Raw genomic sequence first — 24640 nt, 5'->3', positions numbered from 1 at the left:
GGTGTATGTAAATGTTTTGAACGACGCAGACACTGTGGGAGCTGGCTTGCCAGCGATGAGGCCCTCCCAGTCGATGAAGATCCGAGGCTGGTCTAACCTGTCAGGGGAACCACCACATCCGCCCAAGGTTCGTACCAACAAGAGCGCCGCCATTTGAACGCGCCCCCGGGGAGAATCACTGCAATGCCTGAAAGCCAGACCGCCGTTGCCGACATCCACATGCTCGACCGCGGTTATTCCCGCGAAGCCCGCTCGTTGCTGTATCAGGCCTATCGCCACGAGCCGACCTTCGGCTACCTGTTCGAAGCTGAACGTCCCGGCTACGAACAGCGCGTACGCGCCACGGTGCGCGAGCTGGTCAAACAGCATTTTCTCCAGGACCTGCCGGCGATCGGCCTTTTGGTCAACGATCGCCTGATCGGCATCGCGCTGATCGCGCCGCCGCAACGGCGCCTGGGCATCACCGAAAGTTGGGCGTGGCGCCTGCGCATGGTGCTCAGCACCGGTTTCCGCTGCACCCGCCGCTATCTGGAATACCACGATGCCGTCGCCGCCTGCGTGCCCAGCGATTCCGTGCACATGCTGCCGCTGCTGGGCATTCATCCGCAGTTCCAGGGCAAACACTTCGGCGAACAATTGCTCACGGCGGTCCACAATTGGTGCGCCGTCGACGAAACCTCGCAAGGCGTGGTGCTCGACACTGGCAACCCGCGTTACCTGGAATTCTATAAAAGGCAGGGATACGAAGAGATCGGCGAAGTTGCGGTCGGGCCGGTGCGCGAACACGTGTTTTTCCACGCCAATCCGCAGGTGTTACAAACTGCAACAGCATAACAATCGAACTTCTGGGGAAATTTCCTGTTCTATCACGCTCCCAAGCCCGTGATAGCATCCGCGCCTATGAAGTTTCCAGGAAGATTTACCAGTGGCGTGCTCATGCTGTTAACCAGCTGCGCGGCGCTGGCGCAAAGTGAATTGGACGTGCGGATCAAACCGTCCAACGATGAACTTAAAGCCAATATAGAAGGCTATATCGGCAGCCTCGGCGACCGTGACGAAGGAGCCCTGCAGCGCTTCAGTCGCGGTGCTGAAGAGCAGGCGCGCAAAGCGGCGCAGGCGTTGGGCTACTACCAGCCGCAGATCGAAAGTGACGTCAAGGGCGGCGACAAACCGCGCCTGGTGTTGAACATCGATCCCGGCGAGCCGATTCACCTGCGCAACGTCACCATCCGTGTCGACGGCCCGGCGGCCTCCCTCAAATCCTTTCGTGTACCGAGAAGCGACGCGCTCAAGTCCGGCGCGGTGCTCAACCATGGGCGTTATGAAGACGCCAAAAGACTTATTCAGAATCAGGCCTCGCGCTTCGGTTTTTTCAGTGGCCGTTTCACCAGTCAAAAACTCATGGTCGACCCGCGCGCCGGGGTGGCCGACATCGAACTGATCTACGAAAGCGGCCCGCGTTATGCGCTGGGCAAAGTCAAATTCGAAGGCGACACGCCGTTCGACGAAGACCTGCTGCAACGCATGGTGCCGTTCAAGGAAGGCGAACCCTACGACTCCGAGCTGATCGCCGAATTGAACCGCGATCTGCAATCGAGCGGTTATTTTGAAGGCATACGCGTCGATGCCGCACCCACTGCGGCAAAAAACGATGTGATCCCGGTCGACGTCAAACTCGACACGCGCAAGCCCCGCACCATGGGCCTGGGCCTCGGTTATTCGACCGACGTCGGGCCACGCATCAAAGCCAACTGGACGCGCCACTGGGTCAACCCGCAAGGCGACAGCTATGGCTGGGAAGCCGAACTCTCGGCGCCACGGCAAAACGTCGGGCTGTTCTATGACATCCCGCTCGACCCGCCACTGACCGATAAATTGCGTTGGGCCGGCGGTTATCAGTTCGAAGACATCGACGGTTCCGACACGCTCAGCAAGCTGCTGACCTTCGGCCCGGAATGGCACAGCAAATTACCGAGCGGCTGGCAGCGAGTGATCTCGCTGAAATGGCAGCGCGAAGAGTACGAACTCGGTGACGACTCCGGCCTGAGTACCTTGCTGATGCCCGGCATCAGTTATTCGTACCTGAAAAGCGACAACCGCATCGACCCGCACAACGGCTATCGCCTGAGCTTCGAAAGCAAAGTGGCGAAGGAAGGCCTCGGCTCGGACAACAACCTTCTGTATGGCACGGCGCTGGTCAAAGGCCTGACCACGGTGTTCGACAAACACCGCTTGCTCGGTCGCGTGCAGGTCGGCGGCAGCGCCACCAACGGCTACAACTCGATCCCGCCGTCGCTGCGCTTCTTCGCCGGTGGCGATCAAAGCGTGCGCGGTTACGACTACCAGAGCCTGTCGCCGAAAAACTCTGATGGCGATCGAATCGGCGGCCGCTACATGGTCGCCGGCAGCGTCGAGTATCAATACTCGATCGCCGAGAAATGGCGCGTCGCGACCTTCGTCGACCAAGGCAACTCCTTCAATAAACTCGAACTGCCGAACCTCAAGACTGGTGTCGGTATTGGTGTGCGCTGGGTTTCGCCGGTGGGGCCGATCCGCCTCGACCTGGCCCACGCACTCGACGACGATGGCGGCATCCGGCTGCACTTTTCCATGGGGCCTGAGCTGTGAAGCGTGGTTTGAAAATTACGGCGCTGGCGTTGTTGGCGCTGGTGTTGTTGATTGTGTTGAGTGTCACCGCCGTACTCGGCACGGCGGCCGGCAGCCGCTGGGTGCTGGGCCTCGTACCGGGTCTGACAGTGGAGAATTTCCAGGGTCGCCTCGGCGGGCAATGGAGCGCCGATCATCTGCTGTGGCAGCAGGACAGCAGCCGCGTTGAACTGAACAAGGCAATCTTCGCCTGGTCGCCGCTGTGCCTGACGCGCATGACGCTGTGCATCGAACAGCTCAAGGCTGATCAGGTCATTCTGCAATTCCCGCCGAGCGAAGAAACCACTGAAAGTGGCCCGATCAAACTGCCGGATCTGCAATTGCCGGTGGCCATCGAACTGGGCGACGTGGAGGTCGGTAGCCTGCTGTTCAACGGCAGCGAACAGCTCAAGGGCTTGCAACTGGCGGCGCACTGGACCGCCAAGGGCATGCAGATCGACAGCGTGAAATTGCAGCGCGACGAGCTCAGCCTGAACCTGTCCGGCACTCTTGAACCGAGCGGCAACTGGCCGCTGAACATCGCCGGTGACCTGACGCTTCCGTCACCGGGCACGGGGCCGTGGACGCTGGCGTTGAAGATTGACGGCGACCTGTTGAAAACCCTCAACCTGCACGCCGATAGCCGGGGCTACCTCGACGGCCAGTTGAGCGGTGAATTGCAACCGCTGGTGGAAAACCTGCCGGCCAAGGTGCGCATCACTTCCGACGCGTTCAAGCCGAGCGCCGACCTGCCGGACACGCTGCAACTCAATCAATTGGTACTGACCGGTGAAGGCGACCTGAAAAACGGTTACCAGCTCAACGGCAACGCCACGCTCCCGGCCGACAAGGGCCCGGTCGCGCTGCTGCTCAAAGGCAAAGTCGACGCCAGCGGCGCGCAGATTGCCGGCCTCGACCTGACGGCCAACGACAAGCAAAGCCTCAAACTCACCGGCAGTGTCGACTGGAGCAAAGGCCTCAGCGCCCAAGCCAATATCAACTGGCAGGACTTTCCGTGGCACCGGCTCTATAACGAAATTGACGAGCCACAAGTGGCTTTGCGTACCTTCACGGGCGAAGTTTCCTACACCGATGGTCAGTACCTCGGCAACTTCGCCGCTGCACTGGATGGCCCGGCGGGCGCGTTTACCTTGAGCAGTCCGTTTAGCGGCAGCCTGAAACAGATCGCCTTGCCGCAACTGACAATGGAAGCCGGGCAGGGCAAGGCCGAAGGGCACGTCAACGTACAGTTCGCCGATGGCATCGCCTGGGACACCGCGCTGGAACTGTCGGCTCTCAACCCGGCGTACTGGGTCGCCGAATTGCCGGGCACGTTAGCTGGACCGCTGAAAAGCACGGGCGAAATGAAAAACGAACGCCTGAGCCTGACCGCCGACCTTGACTTGAAAGGCAAACTGCGCGGGCAACCGGCGATCCTCCAGGCCAAGGCTGACGGCGCTGGCGAACAGTGGAACCTCAACGCCCTGCAAATCCGCCTCGGCGACAACAGCATTAACGGCAAGGGCAGCCTGCAGCAGAAACTCACCGGGCAGATCGACATCAAGCTGGCGCGTTTGGCCCAGCTCTGGCCGCAGCTGCGCGGGCAGGTCAACGGTCAGGTCAATGTGGCCGGTACGTTGAAAGCACCGCAGGGCAAACTCGACCTGCAAGGATCGCAACTGGCGTTCCAGGACAATCGCCTGCAAAGCCTCAACCTCGACGCCACGCTCGACAGTGCACAACGGGCGAAGATCGATCTGAAAGGCAGCGGCATTCAGGCCGGCGACACCAGCCTGGGTGTGTTGACCGCCAGTGCTCAGGGCGATATCAAAAACCAGAAACTCAACCTCGACCTGATCGGGCCGAAGCTGAAACTAGCCCTTGGTCTGGATGGCAATCTGGACAAAGGCAACTGGCGCGGTCGTCTGGCCAGCGGCGATATTCAGGCCGGTGGCCAGGACTGGAAACTGCAAAACCCGGCCAAACTCGAACGCCTCGCTGACGGCAAAATCAACTTCGGCGCGCATTGCTGGATGTCCGGCAATGCCAGCCTGTGCGGTGAAGATCAACGGCTGATGCCGGAGCCGAAACTGCGTTACCACCTCAAGCAGTTCCCGATTGAAAGTCTGGCGCAATGGCTGCCGAAAGACTTCGCCTGGCAAGGCAAGCTCAACGCCGACCTGCAACTGGACCTGCCGGCCAGCGGGCCCAACGGCGTGGTCAGCGTCGACGCCAGCGGCGGCACCTTGCGCATGAAGGAAAAGGATCAGTGGCTGGATTTTCCGTACCAGACCCTGAAACTCACCAGCAAACTGACGCCGAAACGCGTCGACACTGAACTCAACTTCGTCGGTGGCAAACTCGGCGAGTTGCTGGTGCAGGCGCAGCTCAATCCGCTGCCGAAAAACAAACCACTGAGTGGTTCGTTCCGCCTCTCCGGGCTTGATCTTTCGGTGGCGCGGCCGTTTGTTCCGATGGTCGAAAAACTAACCGGGCGCCTGAATGGTAGCGGCACCATTTCCGGCGGATTGCTGGCGCCGTTGGTCAACGGCACCGTGCAGCTCAGCGACGGCGAAGTGTCCGGTGCCGAGTTGCCGATGGAACTGCAGAATCTGCAACTTACCGCCCTGATTGCCGGCGAATCGGTGCGCCTCGATGGCGGCTGGAAAAGTGGCAAGAGCGGGCAGGGCAGCCTCAACGGTAACGTCGCCTGGGGCCAGGCACTGATGGTCGATCTGGCGCTCAAGGGCACGCAATTGCCGGTCACCGTCGAGCCTTATGCCAAGCTGGAAGTGGCGCCGGACCTGAAGATTTCCATGGCCGGCGACGAGCTGAAAATCGCCGGCAAAGTGCAGGTGCCCCGAGGCGAAATCACCGTGCGTGAGTTGCCGCCATCCACGGTGAAAGTCTCCGATGACACGATCATCGTCGGTGCGCAGACCGAAGAGGGCAAGCCGCCGATGGCGATGAAAATGGACATCGACGTGGTGGTTGGCGAAGACAAACTGGCCTTCGCCGGATTTGGTCTGACCGCCAACGTGCAAGGTCATGTGCACATCGGCGACAACATGGACACCCGTGGCGAACTCTGGCTCAACGATGGCCGCTACAGTGCCTACGGCCAGCGCCTGCAAGTGCGCCGTGCACGTCTGTTGTTCGCCGGCCCCCTCGATCAGCCGTATCTGGACATCGAAGCGATCCGTCAGACTGACGATGTGATCGCCGGTATTCGCCTCAGTGGCAGCGCCGAGCAACCGACCACGCAGATCTTCTCCGAGCCGGCGATGAGCCAGGAGCAGGCGTTGTCCTATCTGGTGCTCGGCCGTCCGCTGAGCACCAGCGGCGAGGACAACAACATGCTCGCGCAAGCGGCGTTGGGTCTGGGCTTGATGGGCAGTTCCGGGGTTACCAGCGGTCTGGCCAAGGATCTGGGGATTCAGGACTTCCAGCTCGACACGGCGGGCAGCGGCGATGCCACCAGCGTGGTGGCCAGCGGCAATATTACCGAGAAGCTCAGTTTGCGTTATGGCGTGGGCGTGTTTGAACCGGCCAGCACCATTGCGCTGCGTTACAAGCTGAGCAAGAAGGTCTATGTCGAGGCGGCGAGTGGCGTGGCCAGTTCGCTGGATATCTTCTACAAGCGCGATTTCTAGATCGCGCTTTCTCCTGAACCGAGTCGCTTCAATCGCTGGCAAGCCAGCTCCCACAGGTTTCTCTGGCGTACATGAATGTTTTGTACGGCATCAACCCTGTGGGAGCTGGCTTGCCAGCGATGGCGTCTTCTCAGTCAGCCACTGGCGCGCGGCACACCAGCGAAGCTCGCTCGTAATTCAACGCCTTGTCACGCTCGGGCAGTGCATACGACGCCTCGCAGCGCTGGCCTTGCCAGTTGATGGTCAGGGTGCCGGCGTCGTCCGCGACCAGCGCCAGTGCCTTGCCGCTCGGGTCGGAGATCGCCAGTTGCTTGCCGGCGGCGTCTTCCAGTGACGCCCCAAACGGAATTGGCTGGTGCTGCGCATCGAACAGGGCGAATTGCACCCGCCGCCCGGTCTTGCTCGCGTAGCGCGCCAGCACCACGGCACCACGGCGCGGCACCACTTGCCGGGTGGCGTTTTCAATTTCGAAATCACCGCCCAGATCTCGGGTATCGAGGCTGATCCAGTTGACTCGATACGGCTGCGCATTGGACACCACGGCGTAGCCATTGCCAGCGGTTTTGGCCCCGGAGAAGCTGGCGATCTTCACGCCTTCGACACCCTCGACCTGCGCCAATGCGAAAGTCTCACCGACGGTCTGCCCAAGGTTGATCCCGCCAGCGTGGCCGACAATCGAACCGGCAACGTTGAGATTCTGCGCATTGTAGCCACGGCCCTGGCTGTAACCGGCACTGATGTCCATCATCGAGGTCCGTGTGCTGAGGTTGGCCGAACCCGTGCTGCCGCCGTTGCGACTGTTGCCGCCCTGCACCGAGTAATAGGTATCGCTGTCTTCGGACAAATAGCCGTTGATGCCCACCTGGGTGCTGCTGGTGTCCTTCTGCGTACTGGCCGAAACGAAGGCCCTCGGCGCGCGCGGTTTCGAGCCCAGCGGAAACGACACTGAGAGATTGAACAACGTGTCGTTGTTCGCCGGCCCATAGTTGCCGACGTCCTTGGTGTAAGTCGCGCTGAGGTTGTAGCTGACCTCGCCCCAATAATTGCTGTAACCGGCCGACAGGCTCTGCGAACCGCCGCGTCCCCAGTAGCGCTGGTCGCTGGCGTTGAGGTAGATGCTGCCGAACTGCTGATTGCGCCCCAGGCTCTGGTTGACGGTCAGGTCGGTGCGGGTTTTCGAATTACCGATACGCTGCTCGCCCTCGCGGCTCAGTTCCTCGACGTGTTCGCTCAAGGTGCGATAGCCCTCGGTTGAATAGCGATAGGCCGCGAGGGTAAAGTTGGTGTCGGTGCCGGTGAACGTTTTGGCATACAACGCGCGCAAGCTGTTGCCCTTGACGGTCCGGCCAGAGGTGCGGCTGTTGGAGTGAGTCAGGTCGAGCGAGACGGCACCGATCGCCGTATTGCGCCCGGCCCCGACCGAGAACGCCTGGAAATTCTCGGTGGCCTGAGTACCAACAATCGCCGACAGGTTACTGCTGACGCCATAAGCCACCGTGCTGCTGATAAATTCCGGCGTCTGCTGGTCATCGCTGTTGCTGTTGTAGCGGCCCGCCGAAACGCTGTACTTCAGTTGGCCTTCGCGCACCATGATCGGCAGGCTGGAAAACGCCTGCACCGTCACCCGGCGTCGACCGTCGGCTTCGATCACCGTGATTTCCAGATCGCCGTTGGAGCCGCTGGGATAGATGTCGCTGATCTCGAACGGCCCGGGCGGCACGTTGGTGGTGTAAAGAATGTAATTGTTCTGGCGAATCTCTACGGTGGCGCTCGACTGCGCAATGCCACGAATCACCGGCGCATAGCCGCGCTCGCTGTCGGCGCGCATGCCGTCGTCCGAGGCCAGTTTCAAGCCGCGATAGCGCACGCTGTCGAACAGGTCGGCGTCGGAGAAAATATCCCCGGCACTGAACTGGCCCTTCAACGCGGTGACGTCATGTTGCAGATAGCTGCGGTTGCTCTTGAACGTGCTCGGCTGGCCGGTGCTGCTGTTGAAGTTGGACTCATTGCGCAGGCGCCAGCCGCCGAGGTTGATGCCGTTGCGCAGGCCAACGTTATGGGCAAACGTGGTGTCGGCGTTGGTGCTGTTGCGATTGCTGCTCAGTTGATAGTTGATGAACGCCGCTGGCACGCCTTCGTCCCACAGCGCCGGATCGACGTAGCCGCGGCGACCGCGCTCCATGGCGCTTTGCGGCACGCTGACCAGCAAACGCAGACGCGGCACGTCGTAGCGCACAGTGGCGTGATCGATCAGCGCGGGCAGGTCGAGGCAGGCATCCGCGTCAGCCTCGCCGAGCTTGCCGCTGGCCTGCAGCCTGGCGAGGTCGACGCCCACTTGCTTGAGCATGTCCAGGGTCAGGCAGGCTTCAACCTTGTTGCGCTCGGGATCACGGCGGAAATCGATATCGCGGCGGCCCACCAACATGTCGTTGGCGTACAGGTCGACCCGGTAAGTGCCGGGGAGTACGCGGCTGCCGGCGAGCAGCGATTGCAGATCGACGGCGGACGTCGTGCCTTGCAGAAACGATGTATTGAATTGTTCATCGCCATCGGCCAGGCAGGTTGTGCTGAAGACCAGAGCAAACGAAAACGGCGCCAGGCCATCGCGCTTGAGTAAAAACATGCAGGAACCCTATATCACCTCCGATACGAACTAACGGAGCGAAGAGAAATACAGTGAAAGTGCGGCTGTTAAAGCGGCACGCGAGTTATGGCGTTTGTTTATCCAGACTGGCGCTCACTTCGGCGCTGCTGGAAAGTTGCGCGACATAACGGTCGCGGGCGCCATAGTCGTTGATGCTGCTGAATAGCAAACGTGGCGAATTGATTGCGTGAAGTTGTTTGAGTACGAACTCTTTTTGTTCGCCTGGGGCGATCATCATTGAATCAAACGGGTGCTCGCCGGTTGCCCCCGATTGCACGGTGATATCGGCAATCGACACGTGATACAGCCCTGGATTTTTTACCTGCAGCACACTTTTACCGGCACGCTCGCTCAGCTTCCAGGTCAGCTCGGCCGGGGCTTGATAGGCGTTGTTTTTCAAACCGGCAGGGCGGAAGAACACCTTGATGCGTTGACGCACCGCCAACTGCAGGGTATTGGCCGTTTTTGCCGATTGCGGGATTTCCTGCACGTTCAGCCACACCACCGACTCTCGGTCTTTGGGCATGCCGGTGCCTTCGTAAATAACCCGCAATATCTGCTGCTCATCACCACTGACACGCACCAGCGGCGGGGTGACGGCGAAAGGCACCGTGCCGGCCGCGTCGCTGTCGGTGTCGACCCAAGACTGAATCAACACGTCTTCGCCGCTGTTACGCACGGTGATGCCGGCTTCTTTATGCTTGCCGTCGAAGATCAGCCGGGTGCTGCTCAAAGAGATGCCGGCCATGGCCTGATTGACGACGAACAGGCCCAGAAGGCCGACGCAAAGGGATAGGGAATGACGTAAAGACATGAACAATTACCGCGCAGACAGAAAGGAAGTGCAGGGCCGGTCGGCCCCGCACAGTGCTCGCTACAGCGCGCGATTTATTCGTATTGCAGGGTGAACGGCAGGGTCGCGTCGCCACGGCCGGCTACCGCCAGTTTCGGGTCAACGGTGGTGACGTAGGCTGCCGAGAATTTCAATGTGGTGTTGCTGTCCTGCAGGGTGTTTTCAATGCGGGCGGTGGTCGGCGAAGTCAGGTCGATCACGGCGCCATTGGCATCGAGCAGAGCGATGCCGATGCCTTTCGCAGAACCCAGGCCGTCGATCAGTTTCAAGACCTTGGTACCGGTTTCGATGCCCGAGCCTGCGCCCTTGGTCGGTTCAAAGATCATCGCCACTTTGGTTCCGGCGTTGCAGTTGATCTTCATGTCGAAGTTCTCGACGCTCAGCGTACCGTTGCCTTTCGGCGCAGTCGCGGTGCCCATGTCCTTGATCGACACCTCGCCCATGTTTACCGAAATGGTTTTGTCCTTGCCGGCGCCTTCCACCGAGCAGGCATCGTTGTTGATGGTGCCGGTGAAGTTGATAGTGCCAGTGCCTGCCTTGGTCGGCACGACGGGATCGGCGGCAAGGACATTACCGGCAGCGAAGATCGACAGGGCGAGAAGTGTGCGAGACAGCGTTTTCATGTTGCTTTTCCATTGTTGGGGTTAAAGCAACACAATAAAACCCGGGTTCCCGGTGGAACATCAGACGATTCCTAGATGCGCGGATGTTACGTCGAAGTGCAGAGTCGTTTATTTGAACAAGTTGCGTTCGATGCAATAAGCCAGTAACGCCTGATTGCTATTTACTTCAAGTTTGCGCATGGCTGAAATTTTTTGCGTACTGATGGTTTTGGCACTTCTGTTCAATCCCCTGGCAATTTCGTTAACGCCCTGGCCTTGAACGAACAGCCGCAGAATTTCATGTTCCTTGGGCGACAGTCGGGAAAAGCGTTCATCCAGATCGGCGCCATCGTTCAGCACGGACGTGGGGGCTGGTTCTTTGTGGCGTACCCGGCTGCCTTTGGCAATGGCTTTGAGCGCCACTTCTATTTCAGCGTGCAGCTGGCTTTTCTGAATCACCGCCAGCACACCGAGTTCCTGCAGGCGGGTCAGGATCAGAGGATTGGAAATCATGGTCAGGACCAACACCCTCACTTCGGGAAAATGCCGGGTCACGTATTCCACCAGCTTCAGGCCGTCACCGTAGCGCGAGTCACCGGGCATATTGAAATCGGTGATCAACAGGTCCACCGCCTGAGACTTCAGCAACTCGATCAAGCCATCGGGACACACTGCCTCGCCCACCACGTTGAAGCGTCGGTCACGCTCGACCAGTTCCCGTACCCCCAAAAGGACAATGGGATGATCATCGGCGATGACAACGTTGAAGGTTTCCATGGGTGCTTTATCCAGAGTGAAATTATTCGAGGGTGTCGAGCAGGTCGGTCAGACGCGCCAGCTGTTGGCGCACTTGCAAGGCCAGCGCCGGAGTGATCGCCATGCCGGTCAGGCGACATTCCAGCTCGACCAGTGCGCTGGCCAGGGCCTCGACCCGCACGGCGCCGAGTGCCCCGGCCATGCTGTGCAATTGCTGTGCGACGCTGCTGGCGTTGGCCGCATCCAGCGCGGTCAGTGTGGTCTGAACGTCGCGGCGCAGGGTTGCGACGAACAGCTCGCGCATTTTCGGTGAGAGGGTCGGCGCGGCGTCTGCCACCGGCGCGATCACTGTCTGGCAGTGGCTTTGCAGCTGCGTGCGCAGTGTCGCCAGGTTCAGCGGCTTGACCATCCATGCGTTCATGCCGACAGCGGCGCAACGTTCACCTTCTTCGCGCAGGGCATTGGCGGTGACGCCGATGATCGGCAGCGTCGCATCCTGCTGGCGCAGTGCGGCGGCCAGTTGGTAGCCGTTCATGATCGGCATGTTGACGTCGGTCAGCAGCAGATCGAAGCGTCCGGGTGCCCATTGCACCAGCGCCTGTTCGCCATTGGCGGCGACGACTACCGAACAGCCCAGCGCCTCCAGTTGTTCCTTGATGATCGCCGCGTTGATCGTATTGTCCTCGGCCACCAGTACGCGCAGGTTCAGCGCTCGGCTGTTTTCCTGCTGCGCAGGCACACGCGGGTGACTGGCGCCGTGCCGGGCCAACGCAATTGCCCAGCCAATTGCACGTACATCGTCCGCATCGACTTGCCAGCCGCTGCCGCTCACCCGCGCCGGATTGGGCCCGCCTGCAGTGGCGAGGATACGCGGGCCATCGAACACGCTGGCGTTAGCCAGGGGCGCAAGGTCTACCAGCAGCGCCGCGGAGGGCGGCAGCTCGTTCGTCACCAAGCGGCAATCAAGGCCAAAACGCTCAAGCCAGGCGCTCAGATGCTGCGCCAGTTCGGCCACCGGTGCCCGTACATAAATGGCAGCGCCGCCGGGCACAAACGATGGGCAATCGGCAAGACTGCCAGGGGCGCAATCGAGGGTCAGTTGCAAGTTGAAGCGGCTGCCCAGTCCCGGCTCGCTGACCACGTTCAACTGACCTTGCATCAACTCACACAGCCACTTGCAAATGGCCAGACCCAACCCGGCGCCGGCATGACTGTCGGCTTCGTTGACTTGATAGAACGGGTCGAACAACTGCTGTTGCTGCGCTTGGGAAATGCCCACACCCGAATCGCTGACCTGCCACTGCACCTCGGCGCGACCGCCCGCGTTTTGCAGCACACGAACGCGCATGACCACACGGCCATTGTCAGTGAACTTGATGGCGTTGCTCAGCAAGTTATTGAGGATCTGGCGAATGCGCTGCGCATCACCGAGCAATTGATCCGGCAGCGCCGCATCGATGCAGGCATACAGTTGCAAACCTTTGCCACGGGCAAACGCGCCGAAGCTGCGTACGACGTCTTCGGTCAGCTCCAGCGGACAAAACGGCTGAAGCTCGAGATTCATTTGCCCAGCCTCGATTTTCGACACGTCCAGCACGTCGCTGATCAGCTTGAAGAGACTGGCCGACGAGCGCTGGATGGTGTCCAGATAGGCCTGTTGACGCGGGTTCAGCGTGGTCAGACCGAGCAGTTCCAGCGTGCCGAGCACGCCATACAGCGGCGTGCGGATTTCATGACTCATCGTCGCCAGAAACCGACTCTTGGCCTGATTCGCCGAATCAGCGGCCTGGCGCGCAACCTCAAGCGCCGCCGCGTCTTCGACATGCCGGGTCACATCGTGCAATGCACACAGCCAGGCGTCCTGGCCCTGATAACGGGTGGCGACGAAGGCGACATGCAAATGCCGACCGCCAATCTCCAGTTCGGCATGGCCTTGGCCGGTCGCTGTCTGCCGGTCGAGCAGGTTGATCAGTTCGCGGGTGTCGTGCCATTGCTGAGCGCGCTGGTTCTCCAGCAATACCTGATGATCGCGGCGACTTATCACGCACAGGCCGGTGGGCGCGGTGTCGATGACCGCGCGGCTGAACGCTTCGCTTTCGGCGATGCTCGCGTGGGCACTTTGCGCGGGAAGGATAACGCGCTGGGTGTACCAGCGATTGAGTGCCCGGCCACTGCCGAGCAGGGCGAGCACGAGAACCAAAAGGCACAGCAATGGCCACAGCGCGTAATCGAGAAAGCTCTGCACACTGATCACGTAAATCGCCGTCCACGGACGTTCGCCGGGGCTGGTCAGCTTGAACACCAGGCCATCAGCGGTCAGATTCGTGCCTTCATTGAGCACTTGATCGGGCTTCAGCGCACCGATCAACACCGTACCGTCGGGCGTGATCAGGGTGAAGTCGTCGTAAATCGACCACTTCATCAAACGCTCGATGTTGTTGACCTGAGACAGTTTCAGCAGCGCGCCGACCACCGCCCAGGAGTTGGCGCCTTCGATGGCCCGCGTCGTTTTGCTCAGATTGATCCGCACGTAGGCCAGCAGAGTCGGGGTAACGTTGTCCTCCTCGGCGAACGCGTAGGGCACCCAGTGAACCTGCGCTGAAGTCTGCGTGCGCCGTTGCATGCTCATCCGGGTCATGAGCTCGACGAAGTTGCTTATCTGCGTCGGCCCTGCACCACGCAAACGGCCGGCGGCGGGCACGGCGATATCGAAATTGTCCGGCCCGTTGAGCAGGATCACCTGCGGCGACTGGTAATGCGAGGCTGCCCAGAAGGCGCTGTAATAAGCTGCCAGATAGCTGCCGAGGGCAAACACCTTGGGGTGCTGGCTGGGGGCGATTCGCTCCGGATCGATCTTTACGCTGAACGGCAGCGAAAACGGCAGCCCACGGCCTTCGTAAATGTTCGGCCCTTCTTCGGGCAAAAGCTTTTGGACAACCGGCGGCGTCACAGCCTCGGCAAAGTACACACCCTTGGCGCTGGCCCTTGAGATCGCGTCGAGAAAGGCTTCCTGCTCGCGAACGTTTTCCATCAGTCGGGCGAAGTGGAACTGCAGGGTATCGCGCTGTTCTTCCACCATGCGCTGCACGCCCAGATAACTGATGCCCAGCAACAACAGGACCAGCGCACCGAGCACCAGCAAGCTTTTGTTCAGGCGTAGCGAACTGCTGGCGAGTCTTTCCAGAAATGCGTTGGGCTGGGGCATTACAACGCCTGATCAGGCAAAGTGGAAAAGTGTCTGGACACAAAGACCTCGGTGGCAAACGGTATCGTCAACAGCGTCTGGGGTTCACCAGGCATTGGCCGGTCCATCATGGGTCAGCAACTGCTGGAACTGCTCCGCAGACACGGCGTGGGAGATCAGGAAACCCTGAACCTGAGTGCAGTCGATCTTACGCAACAGAGCAAGTTCTTGCGCGGTTTCCACGCCTTCGGCGACCACCGTCAGGCCCAGTTGCCGACCGAGGGTGACAATGCTGGTCAGCGCCTGGGCCAGTTCGGCGTTGCTGTTGCAACCCTGCACCAGCGCGCGGTCGATTTTAAGCTCGGTGAAAGGCGCCGACACCAGATTCATGTAAGAACTGTAGCCTTTGCCGAAATCATCCTGAGACAAACCGAAACCCTTGATCCGCAAGCGGCAGGCGCCGGCGTAGAAATTACTGATGTCATCAGGCACCGAGCATTCCATCAGCTCGAAACAGATCCGCGCCGGCAGGCCTTCATGTTGCAGCACGAAAGCGAGGATCCGGTCGGGCAGATCATGGCTGTTAAGCAGGTGCGTGGGCAGATTGATTGACACCGGAATGTCATAGCCCTGCTGGCGCCATACGGTTTGCGCGGCAATCGCCTGTTCCAGCATTCGCCAGAGCAGCCGCTCTTCGAGGTCATAAGCAATCAGCGCCGGTAGAAATGCCCCCGGCAACAGCGTGCCATGTTCGGGATGCATCCAGCGCACCAATGTTTCGGCGGCGACGATGCGGCCATTGTCCAGCGCCTTCTTGGGTTGGAACCAGGCCTGTAATTCACCCTTGTCCAAGGCATGCACAATACTTTGCCGATCAATGCCGGGCTGCGTCGCGACCGGGCCGGCCTGGCGCAGCGTTTGTAACTGCTCGATCAGACAACGCAGGGCAGCGCTGTTGACCGGTTTGGAAATCAGCCCGATGACTTTGACCTGCAGGTTGCTCGCCACCAGGCTCGCACCCATCAGCATGCGCCGCGAGGCAGCGCTCATGATCGCCAGTGCCGGGCGCGAGGGCTGCGCGGCCAGGCCCTGGATGAACTGCACGCCGTCCATGCCCGGCATCAGCAGATCGGTGAGGACCAGATCGAATTTGCGGTTTTTCAGGCGCCGCAAGGCTTCTTCGCCGTCCCGGGCAAACTCCAGATCGAACACGCCCAGCTCGTTGAACAGGTTCTGCAAGTACAGGTGCTGGAACGGATGATCTTCGACAATCAGCAGGCTAGAGGACTTCATGGGCGACTCGTTCGTAGGGAGCCAGGATGGTCGACAAGGCTCTTAGCGTAAAAGGTTTGACCAGGCAGTGGTTCATGCCGGCCGCCAGGCACAGGGCCTCTTCACCGCGCAGGGCATTGGCGGTGGCGCCGATGATCGGCGTGGTGCAGCCGAGGCGGCGCAAGGCTTTGGCCAATTCATAACCGTTGAGTCGTGGCATGTTGACGTCGCTGAGCACGACATCGAAGGTGTCGTCCTGCCACAGCGACAAGGCCTCTTCGCCATCGCTGGCCAGCGCTACCGTGCAGCCCAACTCTTGCAACTGGTCGCGCAGGATCAACTGGTTGATTGCATTGTCTTCGGCCACGAGGATGTGCAGATGCAGCGGCGCCAGTGCCTGGGTTTCTGCCTGTTGCGGATGCTCGATGCTCTGGCCGCCCTGAGCCTGGCGCACGGCCTGGCGGATCGCGGCCAGGTCACTCAGATTCGCCACCCAGCCTTTGCCCGTGCATTGCGGCTCACAGGCCGCATCGCCACTGGCCAGTACCCGCGGCCCTGACCAGTGCAGTTCGCCGCGCGGCTCCATCGGTGCCGGGTACAGTTCCAGCAACACGCCAGCGTCGGCAGATTCGTGGTTGTCCGGCGCGCCGAGGTGCGGTCGGGCGCCCCAACGGCGCAGCCAGCCAGCGAGGCTTTCAGCCAGTTCGCGTACCGGCGACACCACGTAAACGGTTTCACCCGCCAGCTTCGGCGCTGCTGCGGGCAATCCGCTGCCCGCGCGCTGCTCCAGTGGCAAGGTCAGGGAAAAACTGCTGCCCAGCCCCGGTTCACTGACCATGCGTAGCGTGCCGTTCATCAAGTTTGTCAGCCGCAGGCAGATCGGCAGGCCCAAACCGGTGCCCGCGACTGCATGGCTATTGCCCTGGGTCTGATAGAACGGTTCGAAGATAAATGCCTGATCTGAATGGGCAATACCGCGACCGGTGTCCGACACCTGCCATTGCACGCACACGCGCTCGCCATCACGGGACAGCGTTTTGACCCGCAACACCACGCGTCCGGAGTCGGTGAATTTGACCGCGTTGCTCAACAGGTTATTGAGAATCTGCCGCACCCGGCTGACATCGCCCACCAGACTGTCGGGCAGTTGCGGATCAAAGCATGCATACAGCTGCAAACCTTTGCTCTGCGCCGCCGCCGCGTACCCCTGCACCACCTCCTGTGCCAGCGCAACGATGGAAAAGTCGCTCAGCTCCAGCGCCAGTTGCCCGGCCTCTATTTTCGACACATCAAGCACATCGCAGATCAATTGCAGCAGGGTCGCGGACGAGCCTTCGATCGCGCGCAAATAGCTTTTCTGCTGGTTGTCGAGCCGGGTGCGGGCGAGCAGTTCAAGGGTGCCGAGCACGCCATATAACGGCGTGCGGATTTCGTGGCTCATGGTCGCGAGAAACAGGGTTTTTGCTTCGTTGGCGGCATCGGCTGACTGGCGCGCCTGCTCCAGCGCCGCTTCGATTTGCCGGCGCGCGCTGATATCGCTGAAGGCGCAAAGCAATACGTCTTCGCCTTTGTAACGGGTCGGCGCGCAGCTCAGGTACAGGTGCCGGCCATCAGCGGTGTCGATATAGTCGGTCAGGCAGGGCGCATTGTCGTCAAACGCAGCGCGAATCCAGCCGGGGCCCAGTTGCTGGCTGCACGTGCCCAGCCATTGTTGGGCAAGGGTATTTTCCAGTACCACCTGGCCATCGCTGCGGCGCAACACGCAGAGTGCCACGGGGGCGGTCTGGATCACGTCGCGGCTGAACAGCTCGCTTTCCACCAGCGCCTGAATCCGGTGCAGTGTCGGCGTGATGAAGCGATGTTCCAGACGCCGGGTCAGCAGACACACCAGGCTGATGCTCGCCAGACAGAACACCAGTGCGCCGAGCATCTGCGGCCACAGGGCCCAAAGCACCGCCAGCAAGTCGATGGAGTAGGTGAGTTGCCAGTCCGATGACTTGAGCTGTTTGCGCAATACCAATTGCTCGGGCAGCCAGCCGTCGCCGACGAATCCGAAGAAATCCTGCTGGCGCAGCAGTGGCAGATCCTGCCCGGGGGGCGGCTTGTGGCTGTTGCTGAAGAGCGGCATCCCTTGCGAGTTGAACATGGTGAACTCGCCGGCGCTGTGGTCGCTCAGCGCATTGGAGACTTCACGGTCATCCATTTCCAGACCGAGCCAGCCGGAATCGGGATCGCGATCATCCAGTCGAATGAAGATGTACAGCTGCGAGTGCCCTTCCAAGTTGTGGGTCAGCCAGATTTCTTTGAGGGCGCTGGCGTTGTCGCGTTTGAAGGTTTCCAGGCGATCAAGCATCGCGCGTGGAAAATCGCCAGCCATGGGCGTCGTGTTGTACAGGCGCCACACCTGCGCCTCGGCGCCGCTGCTGACGTAGAGCAGATTCAATTTGCGCGCTTGCAGATAGTCGCGCATGCGCTGGGTCAGCCAGATGCTCCATTGCTTGCCTGGGGTTTGTCCCAGCAGCAGCCGGATTTCTTCCTCGGACAGCGGCGCGCTCAACGCGGTCTGGCGAGTCGCCGACAAACTCAGGCTTTCCAGCAGCGCCTCGCGGGTGGTGAAAAAGGTATGCGCCTCGGCGATGGCGCTGCTCATGTAACTGCGCCGCTGAGAAATTTCGTTGTTGAAGGTGAACAGCAGAAAGCTGTAGACGCCGCCGAGGATGCCCACCAGCAACACCCACGCAAAAATGCGCAACAAACGTCGCGCAGCGTGGGGTGTGGACAGGACCGGGCTGATCTGGTGGAGGTAGTTCTTCAATCGCATCCCGGCACAGTAGGAGCGAGCGGGCACCGGGAGAATCAGACGATCCTTAAAAGCGTCACAGGTAATTGACGATGAAGGTCACTTCAGTGTTCGCACTGCCGGCCTCGACACTTCCCGTGCCCAGACGGTAATACGTCGCCGAAAAGGGGATTTTGAAATTGAGGCCGGTGCTGGTGAAGCCGTTGAACGGGTAGGTGGTGTCGAAAGCGATGGGCTGGCCGAGTTCATTCATCACTTGCAAGCCTATGCCTTTGGCGGTGGAGCTGGAGTTGAGCGCAACGACACCTTTGGTTGCATCAAGAACCGGGGTGTTGGCCTTGAGTGAGTAAGTGACTTTCTTGATCCCGGTCTGGCATTGGTTCAAGGCAATCTCGAAGCGCACCTTGCGTGACGTGGCGCCGGCTTCGCGAAAGTCGTGGAGCTGGTAATCGTCGCCCATCGCCACCGGTACAGACGGGGTCTGGCAGGAGGCGGCGTTCAGGACGATGGGGTTCATCAGGTTAAGTTTCTTCAGGATGAGATCATCGTCCTGCAGGCTGCCCAGATACCCCGCGTCGATGTTGACTTTCGACGTCAGCTCGCCGGTCTTGATAATTTCCAGACGCACGGAATTCGCGCCGAACCCATAGCTGGCGTTGGCGGCGATGGCTTGCAAGGCTGTTTCGTAGCGGCTCAGGGCTTCGAACCAGACGCGGTAGGACAGTCCGCTCTTGCCCAGCGGAAAAATACTGTCCGTACCGGTGGCGGTGCCCAGTTTCGGATTTATCTGAATGCCAAACAGGGAAATCTTCGAACAGCTCCAGATATGCCCAGTCGACTGCACGGTGTCCTGATAGACCACGGTGCCATTGGGTGTGTCGGCAGGAATGGTAAGCGTGGAACTAGCGAGACTGGCGCCAAAGTTGAGGGTTTCAGTCTTTGAATTGATCGCAACACAACTGCCGGCCATCACGTTGGAGGCGCAGGCAAACAAGGTGGTTGCGATACAGAGCTGGAGCGGGCGCTGGAGTTTGAAACGTTTCATGAAGAGGGCTTTACGTATCGGCCAGTGAGCGGCGTACGTTAGCCAAGGCATTCAAGCCCGCCCATCAGGCAATTCTTAGAAAGCAATCATCCTTTGCACCGTGTTGCCGCCTGCGCAATAAAACCCAGCCCACTGGTCAACTAATTACCAAGCCCCCTAACTATTACGTTGACATTCGCTGCCTAGGCAGTAACATCTCGACATACATTCACTGCCTAGGCAGTTATTAGGTGAGCAAATGAAGCATTTCACCCCGGACGAATTCAAACATTGCCATCTCGGCCTGTTGCTTGGCCGTGCTGCGCTGCTCAAGGACCGGATCATCGACACCCACATGGAACCCCACGGCATCACCGCCGCGCAGTTCAAGGTGTTGATCATCATGGCCCAGTTCGGCGTCGACACCCCGGCCGAGCTGTGCCGGCATCTGTCGCTGGACAGCGGTTCGATGACGCGCATGCTCGATCGTCTGGAGCAGAAAGGTTTCCTGGTTCGCCAACGCAGCGAAGGCGATCGCCGGCAGGTGCAACTCAAACTCACCGAGCAGGGCCAGCAACTGGCTGATCGCCTGCCGTACATCGGCGCCGACGCGATGAATGAACTGGCGGGCGCCGTCACTCCGGACGAGTTGAAGACCCTGGAATACATCCTCAAGAAAATCCTGCTGGCAGCCGGTGACCCGATCACGATCCAGCGGTTAGGTGAACACAATGAGCGGTAAAACCTTGCGCAGCAGCCTGACGCTGGTGCTGTCGGCGATGATTCTCGCCGGTTGCGCCAACTACAGCGGCCTCGACACTCAAGGCCAGAGCCTTGATGCGAAAAGCCTGAAAGTCGGCCAATCCCTCGACGGCGTGACCCTGTCGGCGGCCGCATGGCCGAAGAGCGACTGGTGGTCCAGCCTCGGCGACCCGCAACTCGATGGTCTGATCCGCGAAGCGTTGCACGACAGCCCGGACATGCAGATTGCCGCAGCCCGTGCGCACCAGGCCAGCGCCGCTGCCTATGCCGCCGATGCCGAACGCTATCCGACCCTCGACGCCAGCGCCGGCATCAGCCGTTCGCGCTTGGCTCGCGATCAGGATCCGCTGGGGCAGGGTGGGGCTTATTCGACGGTGCGCAATGTCAGCGCCGGTTTCAATTACAACTTCGACCTGTGGGGCGGTCAGCGTGATGCCTGGGAAGCTGCACTCGGTCAGGCCCGTGCCGCTGAAGTTGATCGTCAGGCCGCACAACTGACCCTGGCCGCCGACGTCGCTCGCGCTTACAGCGATCTCGGTCAGGCGCACATCGTTTACGACCTGGCGAACGAAGACCTCAAGCGCACCAAGCAAATGCTCGATTTGAGCCAGCGTCGCCTGAGTTCCGGGATCGACAGCCAGTATCAGTTCCAGCAAACCCAGAGCCTGGAAGCCAGTTCCGAAGCCAGCCTGATCGACGCGGAAAAACGCTTGAACAGCGCCAAGATCGCCTTGGCGGTGCTGCTCGGCAAAGGCCCGGATCGCGGCAACGAAATCGCCCGACCGAAAGTCCTGCAAGCCAGCGCTGTCGCCGTGCCGTCGGTGCTGCCGGCGGAGTTGCTTGGCCGTCGCCCGGATCTGGTCGCCGCGCGCTGGCGCGTCGAAGCGGCGAGCAAAGACATCGACTCGGCGAAAACCCGCTTCTATCCCAACTTGAACCTCACGGCCTCGGCCGGTGCCGAGTCCTTGTTGGGTGACGCGATGTTCGGTTCGGCCAGTCGCTTCTTCAACATTGCCCCGACCATTTCGGTGCCGATTTTCGACGGCGGACGCCTGCGCGCCAACCTCGATGCGCGCGACGCCGATTACGACCTGGCGGTGGCGCAGTACAACAAAAGTCTGGTGAAGGCACTGGGCGACGTCAGCGACACGATCAACCAGTTGCGTGACATCGGCCGGCAGATCGGTGCGCAGCAACATGCCACCGAGATTGCCCAGGATTCCTACAACACCGTCGTCCAGCGTTACGGTTCCGGCATCGGCAACTACCTGGACGTGCTCAGCATCGAGCAGCAATTGCTGCAGGCCCAGCGTCAACTGGCCAACCTCAATGCCGAGCAGATCGACCTGTCGATTCAACTGATGCAAGCGCTGGGCGGCGGCTTCCAGGGCGACACCCTGACCGCAGCCAACGCCACCCCAGCCACGTCGCACAACTAATTCAAGGTAATTGTCATGGCCACTGCCGAAAATACCCAAGCTCAAGGCAACACCCCGGACACCGGCAACCCGCGCAAACGCAAAGTCATGCTGCTGGTGCTGGCCGTTGTGGTCGCGCTCGCCTGCGCCGGCGTCTGGGCGTACCACGAGTTCATCGGGCGCTTTAACGAAAGCACCGACGACGCCTACGTCAACGGCAACGTCGTCGAAATCACCCCGCTGGTCACCGGCACGGTGGTCAGCATTGGCGCTGACGATGGTGATCTGGTGCACGAAGGTCAGGTGCTGATCAACTTCGATCCGAACGACGCCGAAGTCGGCCTGCAAAGTGCCAAGGCGAAACTGGCGCGCACCGTGCGTCAGGTGCGCGGCTTGTACAGCAACGTTGATGGCATGAAAGCTCAGGTCAACGCGCAACAGGCCGAAGTGCAGAAGGCGCAGGACAATTACAACCGCCGGAAAAACCTCGCTCAGGGCGGGGCGATTTCCCAGGAAGAACTGTCCCACGCTCGCGACGACCTGACCTCGGCGCAAAACGCCCTGGCCAACGCCAAACAGCAATTGAAAACCACCAGCGCGCTGGTTGATGACACCGTGGTGTCGTCGCACCCGGACGTGATGTCGGCGGCTGCCGATCTGCGTCAGGCGTACCTGACCAATGCCCGCAGCACCTTGATCGCGCCGGTCACCGGTTACGTAGCCAAACGCACCGTACAACTCGGCCAGCGCGTGCAGCCGGGCACGGCGTTGATGGCGGTGATTCCGCTGGATCAGCTGTGGATCGACGCCAACTTCAAGGAAACCCAACTGCGTGACATGCGCATCGGTCAGCCGGTCGATATCGAATCCGACATCTACGGCAGCGACGTGAAGTACAGCGGCACCGTCGACAGCCTCGGTGCCGGCACCGGCAGTGCGTTCGCCTTGTTGCCGGCGCAGAACGCCACCGGTAACTGGATCAAGATTGTTCAGCGTGTGCCGGTGCGCATTCACATCAACGCCGAAGAACTGGCCAGGCACCCGCTGCGCGTCGGTCTGTCGACCAATGTTGAAGTGAACCTGCACGACCAGAGCGGTCCGGTGCTGGCTCAGCAGCCGCCGCAAAAAGCCTCGTTCAGCACCAACGTCTACGACCGCCAACTGGCCGAAGCCGACGCGATGATTGCGCAGCTGATCCACGACAACAGCGCTGCGGCGAGCAAAACCGCGCAACGCTGAATCTTTCCCCTGGGGGAGCGAGCCTGCTCGCGAATGCTGACTGACATTCAACTTGGAAGTTGTCTGACACACCGCTTTCGCGAGCAGGCTCGCTCCCACAAAGGGCACGGCGTCAACCTGGTTTCATAGGATTCACAATGAGCAATAACGCCTCTTTCACGCCGCCCAGCCTGTTGCTCAGCACCATCGGCCTGTCGCTGGCGACGTTCATGCAAGTGCTCGACACCACCATTGCCAACGTGGCGCTGCCGACGATTTCCGGCAACCTGGGGGTGAGTTCGGAGCAGGGCACCTGGGTGATCACCTCCTTCGCCGTGAGCAACGCGATTGCGCTGCCGCTGACCGGTTGGCTCAGCCGCCGTTTCGGTGAGGTGAAGCTGTTTTTGTGGGCCACGATTCTGTTTGTGCTGGCCTCGTTTCTTTGCGGTATCTCGACCTCGATGCCGGAACTGATCGGTTTCCGCGTGCTGCAAGGTCTGGTGGCCGGGCCGCTGTACCCGATGACGCAAACCCTGTTGATCGCGGTGTATCCGCCGGCCAGGCGCGGCATGGCCCTGGCGTTACTGGCGATGGTCACGGTGGTTGCGCCGATTGCCGGGCCCATTCTCGGTGGCTGGATTACCGACAGTTACAGCTGGCCGTGGATCTTCTTCATCAACGTACCGATCGGCATTTTTGCGGTGATGGTGGTGCGTTCGCAACTGGCCAAACGTCCGGTTGAGACCAGCCGTCAGCCGATGGATTACGTCGGTTTGATCACGTTGATCATTGGCGTCGGTGCGTTGCAGGTGATCCTCGACAAGGGCAATGATCTGGATTGGTTCGAGTCGAACTTCATCATCATCGGCGCAGCGATTTCGGTGATCGCGCTGGCGGTGTTCGTCATCTGGGAAATGACCGATCAGCATCCGGTAGTGAATCTACGGTTGTTCGCCTATCGCAACTTTCGCATCGGCACGCTGGTGCTGGTGCTGGGTTACGCCGGGTTCTTCGGCATCAACCTGATCCTGCCGCAATGGCTGCAGACGCAAATGGGCTACACCGCGACCTGGGCGGGACTTGCCGTGGCACCGATCGGTATTCTGCCGGTGCTGCTGTCGCCGTTTGTCGGCAAATACGCGAACAAGTTCGACCTGCGGTTGCTGGCCGGACTGGCGTTTCTGGCGATTGGCTTGAGTTGCTTTATGCGGGCGGGATTCACCAATGAAGTCGATTTCCAGCACATTGCGCTGGTGCAGTTGTTCATGGGCATTGGCGTGGCGCTGTTCTTCATGCCGACCTTGAGCATCCTCATGTCGGACTTGCCACCGAGTCAGATTGCCGATGGCGCGGGTCTGGCGACTTTTCTGCGGACCTTGGGCGGTAGCTTTGCGGCATCGCTGACCACGTGGATCTGGATTCGTCGGGCCGATCAGCATCATGCGTATATGAGTGAGAGCATCAGCACCTTTGAGCCGGCAACCCGCGAGACCTTGAATCATTTAGGCGGCGCGAGCCAGTCGGCGTATGCGCAGATGGATCAGATCCTGACCAGTCAGGCGTACATGCTCTCCACCGTGGATTACTTCACGCTGCTGGGCTGGGGCTTTATGGGGTTGATTCTGATTGTGTGGCTGGCGAAACCGCCGTTTGCTGCGAAGGCAGGGCCGGCGGCTTCCGGGCACTGAGGTCAAAAGCCCCTCACCCTAACCCTCCCGAAACGTCGGACCGCCCGTAGGGAGAGGGGACTGACCGAGGTTTGCTTTCGAGGTACGCCGACCTGAGCCACCGAGTTGAGCTCAGGTTTT

At 60.5% G+C, this 24640-nt stretch carries 15 protein-coding genes; 7 read left to right on the top strand and 8 right to left on the bottom strand.

Annotated elements, in window-relative coordinates; genetic code table 11:
• Nucleotides 1–183: 183 nt before the first annotated feature.
• The 3 genes from QZR14_RS20980 (at nt 184) to QZR14_RS20970 (ending at nt 6299) form a co-directional block, all read left to right on the top strand.
• Nucleotides 184–834 carry a GNAT family N-acetyltransferase gene (locus tag QZR14_RS20980; protein ID WP_250606650.1) on the top strand — a complete coding sequence of 217 codons (651 nt, stop codon included), beginning with the start codon at nt 184–186 and terminating at the stop codon, nt 832–834.
• Between the two features lie 66 nt (nt 835–900).
• Entirely contained in the window at nt 901–2628 is a 1728-nt protein-coding gene (locus tag QZR14_RS20975) for an autotransporter assembly complex protein TamA (RefSeq protein WP_311997645.1), read from the top strand.
• The gene (locus QZR14_RS20970) at nt 2625–6299 is read left to right on the top strand and encodes a translocation/assembly module TamB domain-containing protein (protein ID WP_311997644.1); all 3675 of its coding nucleotides are present in this window, start codon (nt 2625–2627) and stop codon (nt 6297–6299) included. The genes QZR14_RS20975 and QZR14_RS20970 overlap by 4 nt, the downstream gene beginning before the upstream one ends.
• Before the next feature lie 130 nt (nt 6300–6429).
• Here QZR14_RS20970 and QZR14_RS20965 read toward each other — a convergent pair whose 3' ends face one another.
• From QZR14_RS20965 to QZR14_RS20930, 8 genes are all read right to left on the bottom strand, one after another.
• Nucleotides 6430–8922, bottom strand: coding sequence for a fimbria/pilus outer membrane usher protein (locus QZR14_RS20965; protein ID WP_311997643.1), 2493 nt, complete (start codon nt 8920–8922; stop codon nt 6430–6432).
• An 85-nt stretch (nt 8923–9007) separates the two neighbouring features.
• The gene (locus tag QZR14_RS20960) at nt 9008–9757 is read right to left on the bottom strand and encodes a fimbrial biogenesis chaperone (protein WP_311997642.1); all 750 of its coding nucleotides are present in this window, start codon (nt 9755–9757) and stop codon (nt 9008–9010) included.
• A 74-nt stretch (nt 9758–9831) separates the two neighbouring features.
• Nucleotides 9832–10419: a fimbrial protein gene (locus QZR14_RS20955; protein WP_250606658.1), complete on the bottom strand. Its 588-nt coding sequence runs from the start codon at nt 10417–10419 to the stop codon at nt 9832–9834.
• 108 nt (nt 10420–10527) lie between these two features.
• Entirely contained in the window at nt 10528–11175 is a 648-nt protein-coding gene (locus tag QZR14_RS20950; protein ID WP_311997641.1) for a response regulator, read from the bottom strand.
• A 22-nt stretch (nt 11176–11197) separates the two neighbouring features.
• Nucleotides 11198–14359, bottom strand: a complete 3162-nt coding sequence (locus QZR14_RS20945; protein WP_311997640.1) for a hybrid sensor histidine kinase/response regulator — start codon at nt 14357–14359, stop codon at nt 11198–11200.
• Nucleotides 14360–14443: 84 nt separating this feature from the next.
• Entirely contained in the window at nt 14444–15631 is a 1188-nt protein-coding gene (locus QZR14_RS20940; RefSeq protein WP_311997639.1) for an EAL domain-containing response regulator, read from the bottom strand.
• On the bottom strand, nt 15618–18431 hold the full coding sequence (locus QZR14_RS20935; protein WP_311997638.1) for an ATP-binding protein: 2814 nt from the start codon (nt 18429–18431) through the stop codon (nt 15618–15620). The genes QZR14_RS20940 and QZR14_RS20935 overlap by 14 nt, the downstream gene beginning before the upstream one ends.
• Nucleotides 18432–18486: 55 nt before the next feature.
• The gene (locus QZR14_RS20930) at nt 18487–19455 is read right to left on the bottom strand and encodes a fimbrial protein (protein WP_311997637.1); all 969 of its coding nucleotides are present in this window, start codon (nt 19453–19455) and stop codon (nt 18487–18489) included.
• Between the two features lie 238 nt (nt 19456–19693).
• Here QZR14_RS20930 and QZR14_RS20925 point away from each other — a divergent pair, with 238 nt between their 5' ends.
• From QZR14_RS20925 to QZR14_RS20910, 4 genes are all read left to right on the top strand, one after another.
• Nucleotides 19694–20176 (top strand): MarR family winged helix-turn-helix transcriptional regulator, encoded by a 483-nt coding sequence (locus QZR14_RS20925; RefSeq protein WP_123450831.1) that lies wholly within the window; start codon nt 19694–19696, stop codon nt 20174–20176.
• The gene (locus QZR14_RS20920; protein ID WP_311997636.1) at nt 20166–21635 is read left to right on the top strand and encodes an efflux transporter outer membrane subunit; all 1470 of its coding nucleotides are present in this window, start codon (nt 20166–20168) and stop codon (nt 21633–21635) included. Before QZR14_RS20925 ends, QZR14_RS20920 begins: the two co-directional genes overlap by 11 nt.
• A 15-nt stretch (nt 21636–21650) precedes the next feature.
• On the top strand, nt 21651–22853 hold the full coding sequence (locus QZR14_RS20915; protein ID WP_250606667.1) for an HlyD family secretion protein: 1203 nt from the start codon (nt 21651–21653) through the stop codon (nt 22851–22853).
• A 137-nt stretch (nt 22854–22990) separates the two neighbouring features.
• Nucleotides 22991–24520, top strand: coding sequence for a DHA2 family efflux MFS transporter permease subunit (locus QZR14_RS20910; RefSeq protein WP_016986555.1), 1530 nt, complete (start codon nt 22991–22993; stop codon nt 24518–24520).
• Nucleotides 24521–24640: the final 120 nt, after the last annotated feature.

This window comes from Pseudomonas sp. rhizo66 (assembly GCF_031931925.1).
Classification (GTDB): Bacteria; Pseudomonadota; Gammaproteobacteria; order Pseudomonadales; family Pseudomonadaceae; genus Aquipseudomonas.
The sequence above is the reverse complement of the archived record's forward strand: the minus strand, read 5'-3'. Positions and strand labels throughout refer to the sequence as shown.